The organism is Aminobacter sp. P9b, assembly GCF_045345995.1.
Lineage (GTDB): Bacteria > Pseudomonadota > Alphaproteobacteria > Rhizobiales > Rhizobiaceae > Aminobacter > Aminobacter niigataensis.
Genome location: NZ_CP150082.1, coordinates 1,164,985 through 1,185,433, shown reverse-complemented (window position 1 = coordinate 1,185,433; position 20,449 = coordinate 1,164,985). Strand labels below are relative to the sequence as shown.

At 64.5% G+C, this 20,449-nt stretch carries 21 protein-coding genes; 11 read left to right on the top strand and 10 right to left on the bottom strand.

Features of this window, described 5'->3' with window-relative positions; translation table 11 throughout:
* The first annotated feature begins 166 nt into the window (after nucleotides 1–166).
* Nucleotides 167–1,441 (top strand): 4-aminobutyrate--2-oxoglutarate transaminase, encoded by a 1,275-nt coding sequence (locus tag WHT83_RS05775; protein ID WP_183263083.1) that lies wholly within the window; start codon nucleotides 167–169, stop codon nucleotides 1,439–1,441.
* 218 nt (nucleotides 1,442–1,659) lie between these two features.
* Here the strand turns inward: WHT83_RS05775 and WHT83_RS05770 are convergent, their stop codons facing one another.
* Nucleotides 1,660–2,892 (bottom strand): NAD(P)/FAD-dependent oxidoreductase, encoded by a 1,233-nt coding sequence (locus tag WHT83_RS05770; protein ID WP_406873243.1) that lies wholly within the window; start codon nucleotides 2,890–2,892, stop codon nucleotides 1,660–1,662.
* A 615-nt stretch (nucleotides 2,893–3,507) separates the two neighbouring features.
* On the opposite strand from WHT83_RS05770, the gene WHT83_RS05765 reads away from it, so the two are divergent.
* From WHT83_RS05765 to WHT83_RS05740, 6 genes are all read left to right on the top strand, one after another.
* Complete coding sequence (locus WHT83_RS05765; protein WP_108605797.1) at nucleotides 3,508–4,812, top strand: imelysin family protein; 1,305 nt, start codon at nucleotides 3,508–3,510, stop codon at nucleotides 4,810–4,812.
* 74 nt (nucleotides 4,813–4,886) lie between these two features.
* On the top strand, nucleotides 4,887–5,198 hold the full coding sequence (locus tag WHT83_RS05760; RefSeq protein ID WP_108605798.1) for a (2Fe-2S)-binding protein: 312 nt from the start codon (nucleotides 4,887–4,889) through the stop codon (nucleotides 5,196–5,198).
* Entirely contained in the window at nucleotides 5,164–5,649 is a 486-nt protein-coding gene (gene bfr, locus WHT83_RS05755) for a bacterioferritin (RefSeq protein ID WP_055972116.1), read from the top strand. Before WHT83_RS05760 ends, bfr begins: the two co-directional genes overlap by 35 nt.
* Nucleotides 5,650–5,660: 11 nt before the next feature.
* Complete coding sequence (locus WHT83_RS05750; RefSeq protein ID WP_406873242.1) at nucleotides 5,661–7,277, top strand: di-heme oxidoredictase family protein; 1,617 nt, start codon at nucleotides 5,661–5,663, stop codon at nucleotides 7,275–7,277.
* A complete protein-coding gene (locus WHT83_RS05745) occupies nucleotides 7,277–8,350 on the top strand; it encodes an imelysin family protein (RefSeq protein ID WP_406873241.1) in 1,074 nt (357 codons plus the stop codon). Before WHT83_RS05750 ends, WHT83_RS05745 begins: the two co-directional genes overlap by 1 nt.
* A gap of 10 nt (nucleotides 8,351–8,360) precedes the next feature.
* Complete coding sequence (locus tag WHT83_RS05740) at nucleotides 8,361–9,470, top strand: DUF1513 domain-containing protein (protein ID WP_406873240.1); 1,110 nt, start codon at nucleotides 8,361–8,363, stop codon at nucleotides 9,468–9,470.
* A 21-nt stretch (nucleotides 9,471–9,491) separates the two neighbouring features.
* Here the strand turns inward: WHT83_RS05740 and phnN are convergent, their stop codons facing one another.
* From phnN to WHT83_RS05725, 3 genes are all read right to left on the bottom strand, one after another.
* Nucleotides 9,492–10,121: a phosphonate metabolism protein/1,5-bisphosphokinase (PRPP-forming) PhnN gene (gene phnN, locus WHT83_RS05735; protein ID WP_406873239.1), complete on the bottom strand. Its 630-nt coding sequence runs from the start codon at nucleotides 10,119–10,121 to the stop codon at nucleotides 9,492–9,494.
* Nucleotides 10,122–10,830: 709 nt separating this feature from the next.
* Nucleotides 10,831–12,423, bottom strand: coding sequence for a peptide chain release factor 3 (locus tag WHT83_RS05730; RefSeq protein WP_108605803.1), 1,593 nt, complete (start codon nucleotides 12,421–12,423; stop codon nucleotides 10,831–10,833).
* A gap of 124 nt (nucleotides 12,424–12,547) precedes the next feature.
* Entirely contained in the window at nucleotides 12,548–13,654 is a 1,107-nt protein-coding gene (locus WHT83_RS05725) for a DNA alkylation repair protein (protein ID WP_406873238.1), read from the bottom strand.
* A 249-nt stretch (nucleotides 13,655–13,903) separates the two neighbouring features.
* Between WHT83_RS05725 and WHT83_RS05720 the strand changes: the two genes are divergently transcribed.
* The gene (locus WHT83_RS05720) at nucleotides 13,904–14,293 is read left to right on the top strand and encodes an SRPBCC domain-containing protein (protein ID WP_159091534.1); all 390 of its coding nucleotides are present in this window, start codon (nucleotides 13,904–13,906) and stop codon (nucleotides 14,291–14,293) included.
* 51 nt (nucleotides 14,294–14,344) lie between these two features.
* Here the strand turns inward: WHT83_RS05720 and WHT83_RS05715 are convergent, their stop codons facing one another.
* The 5 genes from WHT83_RS05715 to WHT83_RS05695 all read right to left on the bottom strand — a co-directional run bounded on the left by WHT83_RS05715 (nucleotide 14,345) and on the right by WHT83_RS05695 (nucleotide 17,306).
* Nucleotides 14,345–14,614 (bottom strand): DUF1801 domain-containing protein, encoded by a 270-nt coding sequence (locus WHT83_RS05715; RefSeq protein WP_256371675.1) that lies wholly within the window; start codon nucleotides 14,612–14,614, stop codon nucleotides 14,345–14,347.
* A 75-nt stretch (nucleotides 14,615–14,689) separates the two neighbouring features.
* Nucleotides 14,690–15,100, bottom strand: coding sequence for a VOC family protein (locus WHT83_RS05710; RefSeq protein WP_108605806.1), 411 nt, complete (start codon nucleotides 15,098–15,100; stop codon nucleotides 14,690–14,692).
* A gap of 42 nt (nucleotides 15,101–15,142) precedes the next feature.
* On the bottom strand, nucleotides 15,143–15,538 hold the full coding sequence (locus WHT83_RS05705) for a VOC family protein (protein WP_406873237.1): 396 nt from the start codon (nucleotides 15,536–15,538) through the stop codon (nucleotides 15,143–15,145).
* A gap of 111 nt (nucleotides 15,539–15,649) precedes the next feature.
* On the bottom strand, nucleotides 15,650–16,429 hold the full coding sequence (locus tag WHT83_RS05700; protein WP_406873236.1) for a helix-turn-helix domain-containing protein: 780 nt from the start codon (nucleotides 16,427–16,429) through the stop codon (nucleotides 15,650–15,652).
* Nucleotides 16,430–16,511: 82 nt separating this feature from the next.
* Nucleotides 16,512–17,306 carry a class II glutamine amidotransferase gene (locus WHT83_RS05695; protein ID WP_406873235.1) on the bottom strand — a complete coding sequence of 265 codons (795 nt, stop codon included), beginning with the start codon at nucleotides 17,304–17,306 and terminating at the stop codon, nucleotides 16,512–16,514.
* Between the two features lie 250 nt (nucleotides 17,307–17,556).
* Between WHT83_RS05695 and dut the strand changes: the two genes are divergently transcribed.
* The 3 genes from dut (at nucleotide 17,557) to WHT83_RS05680 (ending at nucleotide 19,564) form a co-directional block, all read left to right on the top strand.
* Nucleotides 17,557–18,036, top strand: coding sequence for a dUTP diphosphatase (gene dut, locus WHT83_RS05690; RefSeq protein WP_406873234.1), 480 nt, complete (start codon nucleotides 17,557–17,559; stop codon nucleotides 18,034–18,036).
* Complete coding sequence (locus WHT83_RS05685; RefSeq protein WP_318762894.1) at nucleotides 18,033–18,689, top strand: HAD family phosphatase; 657 nt, start codon at nucleotides 18,033–18,035, stop codon at nucleotides 18,687–18,689. The genes dut and WHT83_RS05685 overlap by 4 nt, the downstream gene beginning before the upstream one ends.
* A gap of 68 nt (nucleotides 18,690–18,757) precedes the next feature.
* Entirely contained in the window at nucleotides 18,758–19,564 is an 807-nt protein-coding gene (locus tag WHT83_RS05680; RefSeq protein WP_406873233.1) for an isocitrate lyase/phosphoenolpyruvate mutase family protein, read from the top strand.
* Nucleotides 19,565–19,599: 35 nt separating this feature from the next.
* On the opposite strand, the gene WHT83_RS05675 is transcribed toward WHT83_RS05680, so the two are convergent.
* On the bottom strand, nucleotides 19,600–20,322 hold the full coding sequence (locus WHT83_RS05675; protein WP_406873232.1) for a sulfate transporter family protein: 723 nt from the start codon (nucleotides 20,320–20,322) through the stop codon (nucleotides 19,600–19,602).
* Between the last annotated feature and the right edge of the window lie 127 nt (nucleotides 20,323–20,449).

The following is a 20,449-nucleotide window of genomic DNA, read 5'->3' as shown; positions in this document are numbered from 1 at the left end:
AGGACGCGCGAGTATGCGCAATTCCTACATGGCGTCGGCAATTTTTTTGCCGCCATCGGGAACCGAGCCCTTCGTCCGTCATGACGGCTTGTGAAAAACCAGGAGAGGTGCAGAAATGGCGTCGGTCTGGCGCGTGCAAGGCGCCCACAAGGTTGGAGGACGAGCGATGAAGAACGCCGAAATCTCACAACGCAAGATGCAGACCATCGCCCGCGGCGTCGGCATGACGACGCAGGTCTATGCCGACCGGGCCGAGAACTCCGAGATCTGGGACGTCGAGGGCCGCCGCTACATCGACTTCTCCTCCGGCATCGCCGTGGTCAACACCGGCCACCGCCACCCGCGCGTCATCGAAGCGGTCAAGGCGCAGCTCGACCGCTTCACCCACACCTGCCACCAGGTCGTGCCCTATGAGAGCTATGTCCGGCTCGGCGAAAGGCTCAATGCCATCGCCCCGATGAAGGGCGACAAGCGCACCGTCTTCGTCACGACAGGCGCCGAGGCGGTGGAGAACGCCATCAAGATCGCCCGCAACGCCACCGGCCGGCAGGCCGTCATCGCCTTTGCCGGCGGCTTCCACGGCCGCACCTTCATGGGCATGGCGCTGACCGGCAAGGTGCAGCCCTACAAGGCAGGCTTCGGCGCGATGCCGGGCGATGTGTTCCATGCGCCTTTCCCCGTGCCGCTGCACGGCGTGACGGTCGCCGACGCGCTGGCCGCACTTGACCGGCTGTTCAAGGCCGATGTCGATCCCGCGCGCGTCGCCGCCATCATCATCGAACCGGTGCAGGGCGAAGGCGGCTTCTACGAAGTACCGCGCGACTTCATGACGGCGCTGCGCAAGATCTGCGACCAGCACGGCATGCTCCTCATCGCCGACGAGGTGCAGACCGGCTTCGCCCGCACCGGCAAGATGTTTGCCATGGACCATCACGACGTCGCGCCCGACTTGATGACCATGGCCAAGAGCCTGGCCGGCGGCTTCCCCCTCGCCGCCGTCACCGGCCGCGCCGAGATCATGGATGCGCCCAATCCCGGCGGCCTCGGCGGCACCTATGGCGGCAGCCCGATCGGCATTGCCGCGGCGCATGCCGTGCTCGACGTGATCGAGGACGAGAAACTGTGCGACCGCGCCAACCAGCTCGGCGCGCGGCTCAAGCAACGGCTGGAATCGCTGCGCGACGATGTGCCTGAGATTTCAGACATCCGCGGCCCCGGCTTCATGAACGCCGTCGAGTTCAACGATGCGAAGACGAAGCTGCCCTCGGCGGATTTCGCCAATGCGGTGAGGCTCAAGGCGCTGGAGAAGGGGCTGATCCTGCTGACCTGCGGCGTCCACGGCAACGTCATCCGCTTCCTGGCGCCGATCACCATCCAGGACGAGGTGATGACCGAAGCGCTCGATATCCTCGAGGCCTCGATCAGCGAGGCAAGGGCGTAAGGCAGGGCATGTCAGTAGCCCTCATGGTGAGCCTGTCGAACCACGAGGGCGCTGGGAGCCATGTCCTGCCTGCCCCAAAACCCATGGTTCGACAGGCTCACCATGAGGTTTTTGGGGGAGCCCTTCGTTCGGTCGCCGCCAGCCACCTTCCCCCGTCGACCATGGGAGAAGATACCCAGCTTTCGACGAATTCCAGGTTGGATGGCGAGCGAAGTGCCTCAGCCCGGCGGCTGCGCAGCCAGCGCCGCCTTCAGCGCTTCCGCGCCACCCGCTACTTGCTCCGCCGTCGGCGAGAAGCCGAGGCCGAGCATCTTGCGGCCGAGCATGTGATCGGCGGGGCGGTTGACGGACTCGATGGCGACAAGCCGCTCGCCGATGAAGTGGTAGACCGAAAAGCGGTTCTCGGCCGTGTCGCCCGACAGGATCTGGCGGTCGCTGCCGGACGTCAGTCCGACCATCTGCAGCTTCATGTCGCCGATATCGGACCAGAACCACGGCACGGCGCTGTAGTCGCCGCCATGGCCGACGATGGTCCGGGCGGCTAGCTTCGACTGGTCGGTGGCGTTCTGCACCGATTCCAGCCGCACATCGGAACCGGTCTGCCAGTGGCGATAACTGGCATTGTCGCCCACCGCCAGGATGTTGGCGACGGAGCTGCGCATCGCCTGGTCGACGCGGATGCCGTTGGCAATCGCCAGGCCCGCGGTCTCGGCAAGTTCGACATTGGGCACGACGCCGATGCCGATGATGACCATCTTCGCCGGCAGCCTTTCGCCGGCCGAAGTCAGCGCACCGGCGGCATGGCCGCCCTCGCCCTCGATGCGCTCGATGGTGGTCTTGAGCAGGATGCGGACGCCTGTTGCCTCAAGCCGCTTGCGCACATGCTCAGCAATCAGCGGAGCGACGGCGCGGCCGAGCAGCCGGTCGAGCGCCTCGACCACGGTGACGCGACGCCCGCCGGCGGCGAGCGTGGCTGCGATCTCCAGGCCAATGAAACCGCCACCGATGACGACGACGTCCTCGCAGGCAGCGCTATGGTCGCGGATCAACCGCGCATCGGCAACCGAGCGCAAGGACAGCACGCCGGCAAGATCGGCGCCAGGCAAGGGCAGGATGCGCGGCCGCGAGCCGGTGGCAAGGATCAGGTGGTCGTAGTCGAGGCTCTCGCCGCCAGCGAGTGCCAGGCTGTTGGCACCGGCGTCGATGCGCTCCACCAGCGTTCCCGGGCGGAAATCGATTGTGTGGCCAGTATAGAAGACCTCGCCGCGCAGCGGCTGCGGCTGGGCCGCCGGATCCTTGATGAAGGTCTTGGACAGCGGCGGCTTGTGGTAGGGCAGTTCCTTCTCGTCGCCGAGCAGGATGACCGGACCGTCATAGCCCTCCTCGCGCAAGCTGGCGGCGGCCTGGACCCCAGCATGGCCTGCACCGACAATCACGACACCGTTCTTCATGCCCGCCTCGCTGTTGGGGATCAACCGGGGAAATGGCCGTTGGCCCGCACGGGCACAAGGGGCCAGGGGCAGATTTTGGGGTGACAGCCAGATGGTGGCCTGTCAAGCGCGCAAGGCGGCATTTTGCCTGCACCGGCCGCATTGCCGAGCCGCTACGCGTTGTCGCAGGCGTTGCTCGGCAGGATGCCGTCGGTCCAATGCGTCTCTCGACAAATCAACGACTTGGCTGCTTCTCGGCGCCACAAACTGGACAAAATTAGTTTAGAATAATTCTAAACTATTGATCCTGCTACGCTTTTTGCGGCTTTTGCGTTGACTTTTGCAGACGCAACGCTTTTATGAAGCCGTGCTTTACCGCGCCTGTCTTTGATGTCTGGGCCTTTAACCCTTTCGATTGGAGCCTACCGGGTGCCTGCCTTCGTCGAACCGTGCCACGGCACGGCTGTTTGCAGCATGGTCTTGCCGAGCCCGGAGCGGGCTTCAAACCGTGCGCATGTCCGAAGCCCGGCCACCCCTGAGCTTTCATTCGAATCCATGCCGCCGATGCAGCAAGTGGCTGTCGGCACACGATATTCCGGCGCGCGTCAGCGCCATCTGGTTCACTGAGGAGAGACCATGCCTGCATCCATCTCGCGCAACCGGCACTTCGGCAGGCTTGCCGCCATTGCGGCGACGAGCGCGCTGACCGCCGCGATCTTCGTGCTGCCGGCGAAGGCCGAGACCGACGCCAAGGCCGTGCTCGCCACCTATTCCGACATCGCACTGGCCAAATACGAGGACTCGCTGACATCAGCCAAGGCACTCGACGCCGCGGTCGAGGCGCTGATAGCCAAGCCGTCGGCGGAAACGCTCACTGTGGCGCGCGAAGCCTGGAAGGCTGCCCGCATCCCCTACCAGCAGACGGAAGTCTACCGTTTCGGCAATTCCATCGTCGACGACTGGGAAGGCCGCGTGAACGCCTGGCCGCTCGACGAAGGCCTGATCGACTATGTCGACAAGGCCTACGGCACCGAATCCGACGAGAACAAGCTCTACACTGCCAACGTGATCGCCAACCCGTCGATCGAGATCAACGGCCAGAAGGTCGATGCCTCGAAGATCACGCCTGAATTCCTGTCCGGCACGCTGCAGGAGGCCGGCGACATCGAGGCCAACGTCGCCAGCGGCTACCACGCCATCGAATTCCTGCTCTGGGGCCAGGACCTCAACGGCACCGGCCCCGGTGCCGGCAACCGCCCCTACACCGACTACGACACGGCCAACTGCACCGGCGGCAATTGCGACCGCCGCGGCCAGTATCTCGCGGCCGCAAGCGACCTCCTGGTCGCCGATCTCGAAGAGATGGTCGGCAACTGGAAGGCCGACGGTGCCGCGCGCAAGGCGCTGCTCGACGGCGAGGCCAATGCCGGCATCTCGACCATCCTGACCGGCATGGGCTCGCTGTCCTACGGCGAACTGGCCGGCGAACGCATGAAGCTCGGCCTGCTGCTGCACGATCCGGAGGAAGAGCACGACTGCTTCTCCGACAACACGCACATCTCGCATCTCTACGACGCGGTCGGCATCCGCAACGCCTATCACGGCAGCTACAAGCGCATCGACGGTTCGACCGTCGAGGGACCGTCGGTCTCCGACATGGTCAAGGCAGCCGACGCCGCCATCGACACCGAACTGTCCGGCAAGCTGGACGCCACGGTTGCCAAGATGGAAGCGATCCAGGCTCGTGCCGTCGGCGGCGAGGCCTACGACCAGCAGATCGGCGAAGGCAATGCCGAGGGCAACGCCACCGTCCAGGCGGCAATCGACGCTCTTGTCGACCAGACCAAGTCGATCGAGCGCGCCGTGGCGACGCTCAAGCTCGATGCCATCGCCTTCGAGGGCTCGGACAGCCTCGACGCTCCGGACAAGGTCTTCCAGTGAGCGCCTGCCGTACCTAGATAATTCAAGCCACGCGGCGCGCACGATGCGCGCCGCCAGCCATCCCAGAGCAAGTCATGCTGATCTGCCATTGCAACCTGATCACCCAAAGGGAGATCGAAGATACGATCATAGAACTCCTGGACAGGGATCCGTGGTCCCTGATCGTGCCGGCAAAGGTCTATCACACGCTGCAAAAGCGCGGGCGCTGTTGCGGCTGCTTTCCAAATGTGGTCGAAACGATCATTCGGGTAACCGAAGCCTATCACGCTCGTACTGAGGCGAGTGGGGTGGATATCGTTTCTCACATGGATCGTGTGAGAGAGTTGCGGGTCCAATTCGGGAGTAGGATCAATGAAGGGCGAAAAACAGGTCATCGAGCGGCTTAACGAAGCGCTTTTCCTCGAGCTCGGCGCGGTCAACCAGTATTGGGTGCACTACCGCCTGCTCGAAGACTGGGGCTACGGCAAGCTGGCCAAGAAGGAACGCGAGGAATCGATCGAGGAGATGCACCACGCCGACAAGCTGGTCGCGCGCATCATCTTCCTCGAAGGCCACCCCAACCTGCAGTCCTTGGCCCCCTTGCGCATCGGGCAGAACGTCAAGGAAGTGCTCGAGAGCGATCTTGCCGGCGAATATGACGCCCGCACCTCCTACAAGAAATCACGGGACGTCTGCTCCCAGCACGGCGACTACGTATCCATGAAGCTCTTCGAGGAGCTGCTTGCCGACGAGGAAGGCCATATCGACTTCCTGGAGACGCAGTTGCAGCTGCTCAACGAGATCGGCGAAGAGAAGTACGGCCAGCTCAACGCCGAGACAGCTGACAAAGCCGAATAGGACATGCCGGAATGCGGCGCACTTTTCTGATCCCGCGCCGCAAGCTGCCGGGTGCACCTGCCAGCACCAACCCAGCCAACGAGACGCGAAGCGCCAAGGCGCTTCGCACCGTTGCTGCATCGGGCCTGATCCTGATCGCCGCGGCCTTACCTTCGGCCGCGGGCGAACAGGTTTCGCCCGGTCTGGCCACCGAGCGCCACGACCTCAAGCCCAAGGACAAGGCGCGCGTCGATAGGGTCGTCAGGCCGACGACCGACTTTTCCAGGCCCGAGCAGTTCGAGCTGATGCAGGGCGGCGCCGGCACCTCGGAGAAGCGCGTCAACCAGGACGCATTCTCGCATTCTTCCGCCAACATCACCTTCGAGGAAGAAGGCACCTTCAAGCTCGGCAACGGCATGTTCCGCAAGCTCTGGGTGTCGTCGCCATCCTCGACGCAGGCTTCCGACGGCCTCGGCCCGCTGTTCAATGCGCGCGCCTGCCAGAGCTGCCACCTGAAAGATGGCCGCGGCCATCCGCCGGAGGGCAATGTCGACGCCACCTCGATGTTCCTGAGGCTGGCACGCCCGGCCGAGACGGAGGAGGAAAAAGCCGCGCTGGCCGAGCGCAAGGTGCTGAACTTCCCCGACCCGGTCTATGGCGGCCAGTTCCAGGACCTGGCCGTGCCTGGGCTCAGGGGCGAAGGCCGGATGGTCATTTCCTACCAGCAGTTCCCGGTCGAGCTGGCCGGCGGAACCAAGATGGTGCTGCGCTGGCCGAGCTATTCGGTGTCCGACCTCGGCTACGGTCCGATGGACCCCAAGACGACGCTGTCGCCGCGCGTCACGCCGCAGATGATCGGCCTCGGGCTGGTCGAGCAGATCCACCCAGCCGACATCCTTGCCAACGCCGATCCCGACGACAAGGACGGGGACGGCATCTCCGGCAGGCCCTCCATCGTCCGCGACCACAAGACCGGCGAACTGACACTTGGCCGCTTCGGCTGGAAGGCATCGGCGCCGTCGATCCGGCAGCAGTCGGCCGACGCGTTCGCCGGCGACATCGGCATCTCGACGCCCGACGTGCCGCGCCACTGGGGCGATTGCACCAAGGCGCAAGGCGACTGCCTGGCCATGCCCAATGGCGTGCAGGACAGGCTGGGTCCTGCAGAGGCACCCGACCCGATCATGGACCTCGTCACCTTCTATTCGCAGAACCTCGCCGTGCCCGCCCGCCGCGGCATCGACCAGCCGGAGGTGCTGCGCGGCAAGCAGATGTTCTACGAGGCGGGCTGCGCGTCCTGCCACATGCCGAAATTCGTCACCCGGCGCGACGCGCCAAACAAGGCGCAGGCCTTCCAGCTGATCTGGCCCTATTCCGACTTCCTGCTGCACGACATGGGCGAGGATCTCGCCGACGGCCAGCAGGTCGGCGACGCCACCGGCAGGGAATGGCGCACGCCGCCGCTGTGGGGCATCGGACTGACCCAAACCGTCAACGGCCACACTTTCTTCCTGCATGACGGGCGGGCGCGGAACCTGACCGAAGCCATCCTGTGGCACGCCGGCGAAGGACAGGCCGCCCGCGACCGCTTCGCAGCCTTGCCTGCTTCCGACCGTGACGCCCTGATCAAATTCCTGGAGTCGCTCTGATGGCTAGGATTGTCCTCGCAGCATCCCTCGCGCTTTTCGTCGCGCTGCCTGCGGCCCAGGCTAACGAAGCTTCGGACAAGGTGATCTCAGGCGCCATCGAGGGTTACATCCGGCCCGCCTATGGCAAGCTGGTCGAGGCGAGCACAACGCTTGGCAGGTCCATGGCTACACTCTGCGCGGCGCCGTCGGACGACAATCTGGATGCCGCGCGCGCACAGTTCTCCAAGACCACGGCGACATGGTCGGAAATCGAGATCATCCGCTTCGGCCCGATCACCGAGCAGAACCGGCTCGAACGCATCCTGTTCTGGCCGGACCGCAAGGGCACCGGCCTCAAGCAGGTACAGGCGGCGCTGGCCGACAAGGACGAAACGGCGACCGACGCAGCCAAGCTGGCACAGAAGAGCGTCGCCATGCAGGGCCTTGGCGCGCTGGAATTCGTGCTGTTCGGGACCGGCGCCGACGAGCTCACCGGGACCGAAGGCGCCTATCGCTGCGCCTATGGCAAGGCGATCTCTGGCAACATCGGCTCGATAGCCTCCGAGGTCGATGCCGCGTGGCGCGACGACAAGGGTTTCGTCGCCCAATGGAAGCATCCGGGCGCCGAAAACCCGCTCTACCGCGATGCGACCGAAGCGGTCACCGAATTGCTCGAAGTCTATGTCAACGGGCTCGAACTGGTGCGCGACGTGCGCGTCAACGGCTTCCTCGGCGAGGAGGCAAAAGCCGACAAGCCGAAACAGGCGCTCTACTGGCGCTCGCAAGGCACTGCTGCCTCGCTCGGCGGCAACATATCAGGCATGAAGGCGCTGTTCGACGCCTCGCAGTTCGGCAACCTGCTGCCCGCCGATTCCCGGTGGGTTGCCCAGTCGATCGAATTCGAGTTCGCCAACGCGCAGAACGCTGTGGCTGCGGTCTCCGGCCCGATCGATGCAGCACTCGCCGACACCGAAATGCGCGGCAAGCTCGGCTATTTCGGCGTGGTGACTTCGAGCCTTTCCGAATTGTTCGGCACCCGGCTCGCCGGCGCGCTTGGCCTCACCGCGGGTTTCTCCTCGCTCGACGGCGACTGAGGGTTCTGCGATGCGCACGCCCCTGTTCGATCGCCGCGACTTCCTCAAGGCCGCAGGTACGTCCTTCCTGATGGCGCTTTCCCCGGCCAAACGTGCGCTGGCGCTCGACACCGACGCTATGTTCGCCACGGCTTACCAAGCACGCTCAGGCGAATACGGCGTCGCGGTGCTGTCCGAGGCGGGCAAGATCTTGCACAGCGTGGCCCTGCCCGAGCGCGGTCACGACGTGACCTTCGATCCCCATTCGCGCAAGTCGGTGGTGTTTGCCCGCCAGCCGGGCACGTTCATGCTCGTGTTCGACCACACCGGCCGGGAGGAGCCGCTGACCATCCCGAGCATCGCCGGCCGCCACTATTACGGCCACGGCGTGTTCTCGCCCGACGGCGCACTGCTCTACGTGACGGAGAACGACTTCGACAACGCCGCCGGCATGGTCGGCGTCTATGACACCCGCGACGGCTTCCGCCGCCTCAGCGAGTTCCCGACCCATGGGGTGGGCCCGCACGAGCTGATCCTGCTCGGCGACGGCCGCACGCTGGCCATCTGCAACGGCGGCATCGAGACCCACCCGGATTTCGGCCGCGCCAAGCTCAACATCCCGACCATGAAGCCATCCTTCGTGCTGGTCGACCGCGTTTCCGGCGACCTCATCGAAAAGCACGAGCTGCCTGAGAAACTGCACCAGCTGTCGATCCGGCACATGGACATCGACGCCCAGGGCACCGTGTGGTTCGGCTGCCAGCACGAGGGCCCTGCCAGCGAAAAGCCGCTGCTGGTCGGACGCGCCGCGCGCGGCAAAGAGCTTGAGATGCTCGACATGCCCGAGAGCATCTTGGGCGGCTTCCGCAACTATATCGGCTCGGTGGCGGCCAACCGCAGTGCCGGGCTGATTGCCGTCTCCTCGCCGCAAGGCAATGCCTGGGCGACGATCGAGGCGAGGACTGGCAAGGTGGTGGCGAAGAACGAGCTGGTCGAGGTCTGCGGCCTCGCGCCCGACCGCGACGGCTTCCTCGCCACGACCGGCGCCGGCCTCATCGTCGCGCCCGGCGGCGAGACGACCGAGGACCCGCAGCACGTCTGGGATAACCACATGCTGCACATCAATTTGCGAAAAGCGTAAGCTGATGCTTACGCAACAAGCTTAGACAAGCCCGGAGACATCCGAATAGGCGACGGACCGGCGCAGAACGGCCAGGAACTTCTCGCCTGCAATCTCGGGCGTGCCGGAATTGTCGATCAGCACGTGGCCTGGGCCGGAGAGATCGTGCGGGGCGGTGCGGGCGAGCCGCGCCAGAACCTCGCCGCGCGACTCGCGGCCACGCGCGGCAAGACGGGTGGCGAGGATTTCGGGGGCAGCGGTAATCTCAACGACCGCGACATGGGCGTAACGCGCGCGCAGGACCGGGATGACGCCGCGCGAGGTGTTGGCGACGACGACGTGGCCGACCGAGATCGCGTCGTCGACCGACGCCGGTATGCCGTAGCGCAGGCCATGCGCTTCCCACGACAGCGCAAAAGCGCCTGACGCCTCGGCGTCGACAAAGGCCGCATCGGCCAGCGTGTCGTGGTCCTCGGTGGCACCGTCGCTGTTTCGGGTGATGACGCGGCGGGCGAACTCGACGTGGTCGTCATCGGTCAGGCGCTCGCGGACATAGGCAATCAGCGTGTCCTTGCCGGCGCCGCTGGGGCCAACGACGGCGACGAACACCCCGTTGCGTACAGGCGCGCCGACACGGGTCAATTCACGCTCGATCAATGCTGAAACCATCATGCGACGTCATATCCTCCATGCCAGACCCCCGCCCGGCGGCGCCGGGACCCTGGGCAGGCAACGGCGCATTGAACATCTCCGGTGCCGCCCTGTCACGCGCCATGGGTTGGACCACGGGCGGACGGCGGCGCTGCGATGCCATTAGGCGATTTGCATGACGGAATGACGAAACGCAACGCATCGACAGACTTGGTTGCCCTGAAGGGCTTTAGTCGCTCGACGCGGAGCGGGGTGGCTCGGCGTCATCAACCTCGCCGGATTGGCTTGAAACCACAGCTGGCGCCCGCCGCCGCATTTCGGTTTCGAATTCCTGGGCCGTGATGATGCCCTCATTGACCCAGGCGCGCAGCCAGCTTTCCTCCACCTGTTCCAGTGGAATCGTATTCCTGCTTTTCAATTCCGTTCATTTGCCTCCACCGGCGCGGGCCCGTGCTTCGCACCCGCCGAAGGCAGTGACCCGCCCTTTGCAAGCTCGCTCTAATTTATAAGCACTATGGACATTCGTTGGGCGCTGCAACTAGGCCTATATAATTGAATATATGCCCCAGTAACTTTATAGAATAGTCCAGTAGAAAATTCCGACTCAAATGCCGCCAGTGGGCGAAACCAAATACTCTCGATGGCAGCATGAATATTTGGCGGGTGTGGTCACGCAAATGCACCCGCCAGCCTTGGCCAGCGGGCTCACCAGAAGGCGGCAAATTCTCGGCTACGCCACCTTGTCGCGGACCTGATAGTCCTTGATCGCGGCGAAGCGGATCATCTTCCAGCGCTCGGCCTCGTAGTTGAGCGAGAACTCGTGCTGGGCGAGGAACACCGGATCGTTGTCGAGATCGCGGGCGATGTCGCCGCGATGGCTTTCGATGAAGCGATGCAGGTCGGCCGCATCGTCGGCATCGATCCAGCGGCAGATCGAAAACCGCGCCATCTCGAAATCGACGGGCAGCGTGTATTCGACCGACAGGCGTTCCTTGAGCACGTCGATCTGCAACGCGCCGACGACGCCGACGATGGCAGGCGATCCGTCCTCCGGCTGGAACAGCTGGACGACGCCCTCCTCGGCCATCTGGTGGAGTGCTTCCTTGAGCTTCTTGGCCTTCATCGCGTCGCCCAGGCGCACGCGGCGCAGGATTTCCGGCGCAAAGTTGGGCACGCCGCGGAACAGGATGTCCTCGCCCTCGGTCAGCGTGTCGCCGATGCGCAGCGTGCCGTGGTTGGGGATGCCGACCACGTCGCCGGCATAGGCCTCGTCGGCGGTGATGCGCGAACGGGCGAAGAAGAACTGCGGCGCCGACAGGCTCATCGGCTTGCCGGTGCGCACCAGCTTCGCCTTCATGCCGCGCTTGAGCTCGCCCGAGCAGACGCGGACAAAGGCGATGCGGTCTCGGTGGTTGGGGTCCATGTTGGCCTGGATCTTGAAGACGAAGGACGTCATCTTCTCCTCCGTCGCCTCGACCTTGCGCGTGTCGGCCTCCTGGGCGCGTGGTGCCGGGCCGAATTCGCCCAGCGCCTCGATCAGGTCGCGGACGCCGAAATTGCGCAGCGCCGAGCCGAAATAGACCGGCGTCAGGTGGCCTTCGCGGAACGCCTGGAGATCGAAGGGCCGGCAGGCCTCGCGGGCCAGTTCCAGCTCCTCGATGAAGGCGGGGCGATCGTTGTCGGGCAGAAGGCCGGCGGCGCGGTTGGAATCGGGGCCATGGACCTCGGTGCGCTCCTTCTCGTCGTCGCCGCGGCGCACCGCGTTCTGGGCGAGGTGGTAGGTGCCGGCAAAGGTCTTGCCCTGGCCGATTGGCCAGGTGATCGGAGCGGTGTCGAGCGCCAGCTTCTCCTCGATCTCGTCGAGGACCTCGAAGGTGTTGCGCGCCTCGCGGTCCATCTTGTTGACGAAGGTGATGATCGGGATGTCGCGCAGGCGGCAGACCTCGAACAGCTTCAGCGTGCGCGGCTCGATGCCCTTGGCGGCGTCGATGACCATGACGGCCGAGTCAACCGCCGAAAGTGTGCGATAGGTGTCGTCAGCGAAGTCCTCGTGGCCGGGCGTGTCGAGCAGGTTGAAGACGTTGTCGCCATATTCGAAGGTCATCACCGAGGTGACGACCGAGATGCCGCGCTCGCGCTCGATCTTCATCCAGTCGGAGCGGGTCTGGATCTTGTCCTTCTTGGCCTTGACCTCGCCGGCGAGCTGGATCGCACCGCCGAACAAAAGCAGCTTTTCGGTCAGCGTCGTCTTGCCGGCGTCAGGGTGCGCGATGATCGCGAAGGTGCGGCGGCGCGCCACCGCCTTTTCGATGTCTTCAGCCATCGGGGATTCCTTGTGATGGCGGGCTTCTAACAGCCGATGCCGCGCCTGTCGAGGAATTGGAACGATGCGTCGATGTCCTCCCCCTCATGGGGGAGGGAGGCGTAGGCGTCGCGCCTAGCGCAGGTCAGCCCCTCAACTCAAACCCACCCTCGGCCACGGTCTCGCCATTGACGATCAGTTCTATCAGATGATGGCCGGGATAATGCTTGCGCGTGGTGAAGTCGCGCACCGCCTGGCTGATCGAAAGCTCCTTCTGGCCGCCCGGCGCCAGGTTGATTTCCTTGAGCTTGAACACCTTCTTCGAGCTGCCGCCGCTTTTCTTGACATAGTGAACGGCATAGTCGACCACCAGCTGCTGGACCGTCTCGGCGGTCGAGGCGATGCTGGCCTTGAGCGTGATGCGACCGCCGAGCAGGATCGCCGCCGGCTGGATCGCAAAGGTGTCGACACGCACCATCGGCTTGCCCGTCGTACCGATCGCGCCAAGCGCCCGCGCGTCACCCTTCTTGATCATCGTGCGCAGCGCATGCTTGACGATCCAGGCAGTGTTCCTGTCGTCCATGTCCCAGCCTGAGACGCGGTCGATGACCTTGTCGGGGTGATCCTTGGAAATGTCGTTGAGGTGGTTGGCCACCGACTTGCGCACATAGAGGCTCGGGTCGCTCCTGAGCGCCTCGAGGATCGGCGCCGTCGGCGACGGATCCTTGATCAGTTGCTTGAGCTGGAACGACCACGGCAGCCGCGGGCGCGAACCCTCGCTGGCCAGGCGTCGCACATGCTCGTTGTCGTCGAGCGCCCAGCCATGCATCACCTCAAGCGTCCTGTCGAAATCCTTGGCCAGGAAATGACGGATGGCGAACTCGGCCGAACCGAAGCGGGTGAAGGAGCTCAGCGCCTGCATCGACAGATCGAAGTGGCCCTTGCCGTACAGTGCGACATATTCGGAAAGCACGATCGAGGCGAAGCCATGCTGGATGCGCGGCGCCAGTTCGTGCAGCACTTCGATCGCGTGCTCGAAGCCGCCGGGCAGGCTGCCATGCAAGCTCGTTGCCGTCTGGCGCAAACGCTGCATGATACCGAGTTCATCGAGGTTCTCGGTCGCCAGGGAAAGGAATTTTTCCGCATCGAAAGCAGGCGAGATGGAGGCCGTTTCGTCAGCGAGATGGCGAAGCCGGTTCAGATCGAAAATCTCCTTGAGCGCCGGGGCGGCTTGCGTCTGGTCTTCCATCATCGGTTTCGTCCCTGTTCAGCGCCCCCGCGCCGACCCTTGTGCGTCCGTCCGGACGCACGGGCTCTGCGCAAATACGAACCGAACCGCGAAACTGCAAACAATCTCCTGCCAAGGATCTGTCAGGAGATTTTGAAACGCCGCTGTGTCGAGACCGCATGTTGCCGTTGACGGCTGTGCCCGACAGGCGGAAAATATTCTTGGATGGTCGATGAACAGGACGCCGCTTCCTCGACAATCAGGGAGGTCGCCATGACCATTCACCAGGAAGTGCATCTCAAGGGCACGCCAAAGGACATCTACGACCTGCTTCTCAACTCCGCCCGGTTCCAGGCGATGACGGGCGGGCGATCGGCCCATATCTCGACGCATGAGGGCGGCGAGGTGTCGATCTTCGGTGGCGACATCGAGGCCCGCAACATCGAGCTCGTGCCCAACCGCCGCATCGTCCAGACATGGCGTTCGCGCGCGTGGCCCGAAGGCATCTTTTCGATCGTGCGCTTTGAGCTGCAGGCCGACGGCACGGGAACCAGACTTGTGTTCGACCAGAGCGGCTACCCCAGATCGACGCACGCCATGCTCGATGAAGGCTGGACGAAGATGTACTGGGAGCCGATGAACAAGGCACTGACGCATCATTGAGTGAGCCAGAGTAGCGTCGCTCAGGTCCACCGACCGATGGTGCAAGCGACATCACGCATCCGCAGCCTGGCGCGCCAGTTCGACATACTCTGCCACATGCCGGTCCTGAATATCCGGAACCGCAAAGAGCTTGATGTGGCGCCGCAGCTTGCCTTGCCCCTGGAGCAGACGGTACCTATCCGGCAAGGACGCACCTGCGCTGAACTCCAGCGTGACGTGACCGGCATATGGGAAGACACCGCAAAACGCCGCCCGCGACGAAAACAGGATGCCGCCGTACTTGATCTCCTCGGCGATGGACGGAGCGGACTGCAGCACGATCTCGCGCAGCGCGACACCATTGCGAAGTGGTCTGCGTGACGGTCGCGCAGATCGTCGAGGAACGCCTGGATGCGACTACCGGTCATGGGCAACTCGTGGCGCGTAAAATTGCCTGAACTCGGCAGATGGCTCCCGATTGGAGTAGATGTAGAGCGCGATGCCATTGGGGTCCTGGATCGCGAAGCCACGATCACCCCAAGAATGGTCCTCGATTGGCATGACAGGCACGAGCCCGGCCTCCGTCATCAGCCGATGCGCGTCATCGACGTCTTCAACGCAGAAATTGTAGGTCAGCCCCGCCGTATTGCATAAGGGCTGGTCCCCCTGCGGCTCCATGAACTGCAGTGAAAGGCCTTCTCCAAATTCAAGGCTGACAAACCATCCGCAATCGAAAGCGGGGCGCGCGCCGAAATGCCTGATGTAAAATTCGCGCGTCTCGGCGACGCGTTTCGTCGTGATGCAAGGAGATGCAGTTGTCGGACGCATCCGTCGGCCTCTTCTAAGGTGTCGATTGGTTGTGCGGGAGGGTCAGTCCGGCATGGCCGAGGCAATCTCGACGAGGCAACCATTGAGATCGCGGACATAACCAACAATCTGCCCCCACGGCTTGTTTTCCGGTGGCTTGACCGGCGTGGCGCCGGCGGCAACCGCGTTGAGATAGGCTTCCTGGGGATCGTGAAAGATCAGCGTCAGTTCGAACCCCGCCGCCACGTCGTTCTTGCGGTTGGCACGAATGGCCAGGCCATTCATCTCCGCCATGGCCTCGCCGGCGAAGGAGAGGGTTGTCTGGCCCGTGTCCATTTCGGCGTAGAGATTGCTCTCATGGATGAACTTGCGCGGCAGGCCAAAGGCAGCTTCGTAAAACGAGACGGTCGCCTCGACATCGGCAACATAAAGGATCGTGTAGCCAAGGCGTGCAGCCATCGAACATCTCCAGACAAGGGCCCGTGAACAGGGACCAGGGGCAAACGAGCCGGCCCCGCCTGGTGGCCAATCATACACCGTGCTCCAATGCTATCTTGAACAAATCGGACATCAGTCGCCCAAACTGACGAGGGTGACATCGGGAAGTCGCGCCGGCGAGAAACCTCCCATGCGACGGAACACGCGGCTCATATGCGCCTGATCCGAAAAACCCGCCTCCAGAGCGGCACTTGCCGGGCTCAGACGGTGATCCCGAAGCAGCCGCAAGGCGCGGTGGAACTGAAGTACAGCTGCATAAGCCTTCGGCGTAAGCCCCGTGGCCTTCACCACAAGGCGCTGTACGGTCCGCTCCGAGATGGCATGCATGTCCGCCACCTCGCTTATGCGCAGGCGGCCGCCGGATGCGTGAAAGGCGCTGATCACGCTGCGGCCCAGCGGCGCAGGCGGGAGGCGGCTCCATGCGGTGCGATGACGAACAAAGGCTGTCAGCCGCGCGACAAGCTCGTTTTGGTCCGACGCTGCCCCGCAGAGCATTTTCAGATCGGGGCATGCGGAGAGTGCATCGGCGCCGATCAAATTGGCATTTGCCAGATCTGCGGGTTCAAATCCGACAATCCTCTCGAAACAGCCCGGGCGAATTCGGACGCCGACAAACCCCATGCCCGGTTCGATGGCAACGTCATAAGCGCGCGTTATGGGGCCGGTGATGACCACCGTCACGTCAGTGATCGGCTTCTGCCCGGCATCGAACCGGAGGATGATGTCACACCGGCCGTCCGGCAAAACCCGGTAGCTTCCGGCGCGGTCGCTGATCGACGTCCATACCGCCTCGACCTCGTCGGTGAGGTCTGCAACCAGGCCCAATTCCGTGTAGCGAGCCGAAAACGTCATCTTCCGAGCCAGCCAAATCCGTTTGCGCGAAATGGTTACGGCCGCTTCAACCGGCCAATGCATCGCTGGCAGCTAGCAGATTTCAGCCGGCCATTGCCAGTTGCGCCACTGCCGGTTCGAAGGGGCTGACCGTCATGCCCTGCCGCGTCATGGTGACGAAGCTCGATGGTGGCACGGCCTGCCAGCTCTCGCCTTCGCGATCGAAGGGCTCCGAGACGATGCAGCGTCCGGTGGCGCCCTCGCGCGTGTAGAGCGTCGGCGCCTGCGCGTCGGTGGCGTAGCGGACGGCAAAAAGGTTCTCGCCGTCGCTGAAGGCCGCCGTCAGCTTGAACGACGCGGCCATGCCCACAGCCTCCGATGCCTCGATCACGCGCCGCGCAGCCCGCGCCACCGCCACTTGCGGGTCGGCATCCAGCCCCTCCTCCAGCATCAGCAGGAAGAACAGCTCGGAATCGGTCGTGCCCTGGCGCTGGTCGTAGAGCGTGTCGCAAACGGCGGCCTCGAGCCGGCGGCGGATGCGCTCGAAGCCGGAGATCTGGCCGTTGTGCATGAAGCTCCAGCGGCCCGAGACGAAGGGGTGGCAATTGGCCCGGCTGGTGCCGCCGCCTGTCGCTGCGCGCACATGCGCTAGGAACAGGCTCGACTTGATCTGCCGGCACAGGCTCTTGAGATTGGGGTCCGACCATGCCGGCAGGATGTCGCGGTAAAGTCCGGGTTCGGGCCGGTCGCCATACCAGGCGAGCCCGAAACCGTCGCCATTGGTCGCCGACTTCGCTTCCTGGGCGCAATGGCTCTGCGCGATCAGCGAATGGCAGGGCGCGGAAACGATGTCTTCGAGAAAGACCTCTTCACCGAGATAGGCGGCCCACCGGCACATGGCTCTTCGACCTCAAATTCAGCCCGCAATAAGGACGCAGGACCGCGCCCAGACTCGGCCAACATGGATAACAAATCGTAAATGCGCGGACGCGCACCCAGCCGAGCTTCTCCATCCGTTTGTGTCGCGGCTGTGGCAAAGGGTTCACATCAGACCGTCATGCAAAAACCACACAGCCCCGTCCTTGCAAGCAAGCCATGCGGAGATCGGGATTGACGTTCCCCAAGCACCGTCCCATAGGATCGCCGCCATGAAATCCGCCGCCGAAAACTCTTCCGCCCCCGTCATCGGGATCGTCCGCTTGCCGCACGCCGGAGACCTGGACCTGCCGGCCTACGAAACCGGCGGTTCCGCCGGCATGGACCTGCGCGCCGCAGTGCCGGAGGACCGGCCGCTGCTGATCCTGCCGGGCAAGCGCGCGCTGGTGCCGACCGGCCTGATCTTCGAGATCCCCGAAGGCTTCGAAGGCCAGGTGCGTCCGCGCTCCGGCCTCGCCTTCAAGCACGGCATCACCTGCCTCAACACGCCCGGCACCATCGACAGCGACTATCGCGGCGAGGTCAAGGTGCTGCTGATCAACCATGGCGACGAGGACTTCTATGTCGAGCGCGGCATGCGCATCGCCCAGATGGTGATCGCTTCGGTAACCCGCGTTGCGATCGAGGAACGCGACCTCGCCAACGAGACTACGCGCGGCGCCGGTGGCTTCGGTTCGACCGGCACGGCATGAGCAAACCCAAGCTCGTCATCTTCGACTGCGACGGCGTGCTCGTCGACACCGAGCCGCTGGCCAACCGGCGGCTGTCGTCGTGGCTGACCGAAGCCGGCTATCCCGTGACCTACGAGGACTGCCGCCGCCAGTTCGTCGGCCGCAGCCTGGTGTCGGTGCAGAAAGAGGTCGAGGCGACCGGCGCCATCCTCGGACCCGATTTCGTCGAGCGCTGGTATCGCGAACTGCCTGAGCTGTTCGAGACGGGCGTGCAGGCGATCCCGCACATCGAGACCTTCGTCTCCGCCGTCCAGACCGCCGGCATCGCCTATTGCGTGGCGTCTTCGGCGCGTGTCGCCAAGATGCACATGACGCTCGGCCAGACCGGGCTGCTGCCTTATTTCCGCGACGTGCTGTTCTCGGCCACCATGGTCGAGCGCGGCAAGCCGTTTCCCGACCTCTTCCTGCACGCCGCCGGCGCGATGGGCTTTCAGCCTTCCGACTGCATCGTCATCGAGGACAGCGTCGCCGGCGCCCAGGCGGGGCGTGCCGCCGGCATGCGGGTGTTCGCCTACCACGCCGACCCGCACTCGGACCGCGAGGGCTTGGCGGCCACCGGTGCCGTGCTGTTCGACGACATGCGCAAGCTGGCGGGACTGATCCCGCTCGCCTGAAACAGGATTTGTGAGGCTCCGCGCTCCGGGCTAGTATTGCGCCATTGGTTGAGCTTGAGGGCGAGGCAATGGACAACGGCGCGGTCTTCCGGAAACTTCACGAGGCGCCGGGCGCCTTCATCATCCCCAACCCCTGGGATATCGGCACCGCCAAGCTGCTCGCATCCTTCGGCTTCGAGGCGCTGGCGACGACGAGCGCCGGCTTCGCCTTCTCGCGCGGCCTGCCCGACGGCGGCGTCGGCTTCGAGGCGATGATCCACCACTGCCGCGACATGGCACATGCCACCGGCCTGCCGGTTTCGGCCGACCTCGAAAAGGGCAAGGGCGACAGCCCCGAAAGTGCCGGCGAGACGATCTTCGCGGCGGAGGCCGCAGGCCTTGCCGGCTGTTCACTCGAGGACCACACCGGCGAGGCCGACAAGCCGATCTACGAGTTCTCGCATGCGGTGGAGCGCATCACCGCGGCGGCCGAAGCGGCGCGGGCGCTGAAGCACGATTTCGTGCTGACGGCGCGGTCGGAGAACTTCCTCTGGGACCGGCCCGACCTCGACGACACGATCAAGCGGCTGCAGGCTTTCGAGAAGGCCGGGGCCGACGTGCTCTATGCGCCTGGCATTACCGACATCGAGATGATCCGGACGCTGTGCAGCGCGGTCACCAAGCCGGTCAACGTGCTGGCCGTGCCGGGCTTTTCGGTCGCGGTGCTGGCCGAGGCGGGGGCCAAGCGGATCTCGCTCGGCTCGAAGCTGACGAGCTACGCCTTCGGCATGATGGAGCGGGCGTCGCGCGAGATGCTCGGCCAGGGCACGTTCGAATTCGCCCGCGACGGCATCGCCTACGGCAAGCTGCAGGCGATGTTCGGCCGCGACGGCTGAACGCTCGCTCGTCGGGATCGAGGCGAGCGCCACCGTCACGCCCGCGTCGGCGCCACCCGCGCCTCCGCCGCCGACACGCTCTTGTGAAGGTGCACCATCATCGCCGCGGCGAAAAGCGGGGTCAGAAGGTTGAGGATCGGCACGGCGAGGAAGGCGGCGATGACCAGGCCTGCCATGAACACCTTACCGGCGTTGCGGCGGCGCAGATCCTTGGCCTCCTGTTCGGGGCGGAAGCGCATGGCGGCGAATTCGAAGAACTCGCGGCCGAGCAAATAGCCGTTGACCAGGAAGAAGGCGCCGATGTTGACGATGGGGATGAACATCAAAAACAGCGCCAGCAGATTGCCCAGGATGACGATGCCGAAAAACTTGATCGCCAGAACCAGCGAGCGCAAAGCGGGCACGGGCTGTCCGGGGCGGTCACCAGGGTAGCTGGTCTTTTCGACGACTTCGGCGACATCGTCGAGGAACAGGCCGGCAATGATGGCCGTGACCGGCGCGATCAGCAGCGCCAGCCCGAACGCGAGGCCTATGCCGGCAACGATGGCGGCGATCAGGCCGAGCCAGCCGGTCCAGGCCGGCAGGCCGGGCAGCAGTGCCTCGATCCAGGGCCAGGCGAGCCAGTCGAAGACCTCGCGGATGCCGAACCAGAGCGCTGCCAGCGCCAGGATGGTCAACCCCAGCGTCTTGAGGAACACCGAGCGGAACTCGGCGGTAAACAGCTGGCTGGCAGCAGTGCGGGCGGCTTCGAGGATCATGTTGGCGGGGTCGCTCCCTGTTTCCGGCCTGAGATAAGGTGCCGCATGGCCGGCCTCAAGCGCAGGCCACCCAAATTGCCGGGTAGGCAAATGGGCCGCGAGCCGCTAAACGCAATCCGTTTTGCCG

What these genes read in the sequence shown, in the direction of transcription:
- WHT83_RS05705 (WP_406873237.1), bottom strand. Translation starts at nt 15,538, where the DNA reads ATGGCTGCACGCCTTGGCTACACGATCCTTTATGTTGCCGATGTCGAG.
- WHT83_RS05685 (WP_318762894.1), top strand. Translation starts at nt 18,033, where the DNA reads ATGAGCAAACCCAAGCTCGTCATCTTCGACTGCGACGGCGTGCTCGTC.
- WHT83_RS05675 (WP_406873232.1), bottom strand. Translation starts at nt 20,322, where the DNA reads ATGATCCTCGAAGCCGCCCGCACTGCTGCCAGCCAGCTGTTTACCGCC.
- WHT83_RS05745 (WP_406873241.1), top strand. Translation starts at nt 7,277, where the DNA reads ATGGCTAGGATTGTCCTCGCAGCATCCCTCGCGCTTTTCGTCGCGCTG.
- WHT83_RS05760 (WP_108605798.1), top strand. Translation starts at nt 4,887, where the DNA reads ATGCTGATCTGCCATTGCAACCTGATCACCCAAAGGGAGATCGAAGAT.
- WHT83_RS05740 (WP_406873240.1), top strand. Translation starts at nt 8,361, where the DNA reads ATGCGCACGCCCCTGTTCGATCGCCGCGACTTCCTCAAGGCCGCAGGT.
- WHT83_RS05710 (WP_108605806.1), bottom strand. Translation starts at nt 15,100, where the DNA reads ATGCGTCCGACAACTGCATCTCCTTGCATCACGACGAAACGCGTCGCC.
- WHT83_RS05700 (WP_406873236.1), bottom strand. Translation starts at nt 16,429, where the DNA reads ATGACGTTTTCGGCTCGCTACACGGAATTGGGCCTGGTTGCAGACCTC.
- WHT83_RS05695 (WP_406873235.1), bottom strand. Translation starts at nt 17,306, where the DNA reads ATGTGCCGGTGGGCCGCCTATCTCGGTGAAGAGGTCTTTCTCGAAGAC.
- WHT83_RS05750 (WP_406873242.1), top strand. Translation starts at nt 5,661, where the DNA reads ATGCGGCGCACTTTTCTGATCCCGCGCCGCAAGCTGCCGGGTGCACCT.
- WHT83_RS05680 (WP_406873233.1), top strand. Translation starts at nt 18,758, where the DNA reads ATGGACAACGGCGCGGTCTTCCGGAAACTTCACGAGGCGCCGGGCGCC.
- WHT83_RS05720 (WP_159091534.1), top strand. Translation starts at nt 13,904, where the DNA reads ATGACCATTCACCAGGAAGTGCATCTCAAGGGCACGCCAAAGGACATC.
- dut (WP_406873234.1), top strand. Translation starts at nt 17,557, where the DNA reads ATGAAATCCGCCGCCGAAAACTCTTCCGCCCCCGTCATCGGGATCGTC.
- WHT83_RS05730 (WP_108605803.1), bottom strand. Translation starts at nt 12,423, where the DNA reads ATGGCTGAAGACATCGAAAAGGCGGTGGCGCGCCGCCGCACCTTCGCG.
- WHT83_RS05775 (WP_183263083.1), top strand. Translation starts at nt 167, where the DNA reads ATGAAGAACGCCGAAATCTCACAACGCAAGATGCAGACCATCGCCCGC.
- WHT83_RS05725 (WP_406873238.1), bottom strand. Translation starts at nt 13,654, where the DNA reads ATGATGGAAGACCAGACGCAAGCCGCCCCGGCGCTCAAGGAGATTTTC.
- phnN (WP_406873239.1), bottom strand. Translation starts at nt 10,121, where the DNA reads ATGATGGTTTCAGCATTGATCGAGCGTGAATTGACCCGTGTCGGCGCG.
- bfr (WP_055972116.1), top strand. Translation starts at nt 5,164, where the DNA reads ATGAAGGGCGAAAAACAGGTCATCGAGCGGCTTAACGAAGCGCTTTTC.
- WHT83_RS05770 (WP_406873243.1), bottom strand. Translation starts at nt 2,892, where the DNA reads ATGAAGAACGGTGTCGTGATTGTCGGTGCAGGCCATGCTGGGGTCCAG.
- WHT83_RS05765 (WP_108605797.1), top strand. Translation starts at nt 3,508, where the DNA reads ATGCCTGCATCCATCTCGCGCAACCGGCACTTCGGCAGGCTTGCCGCC.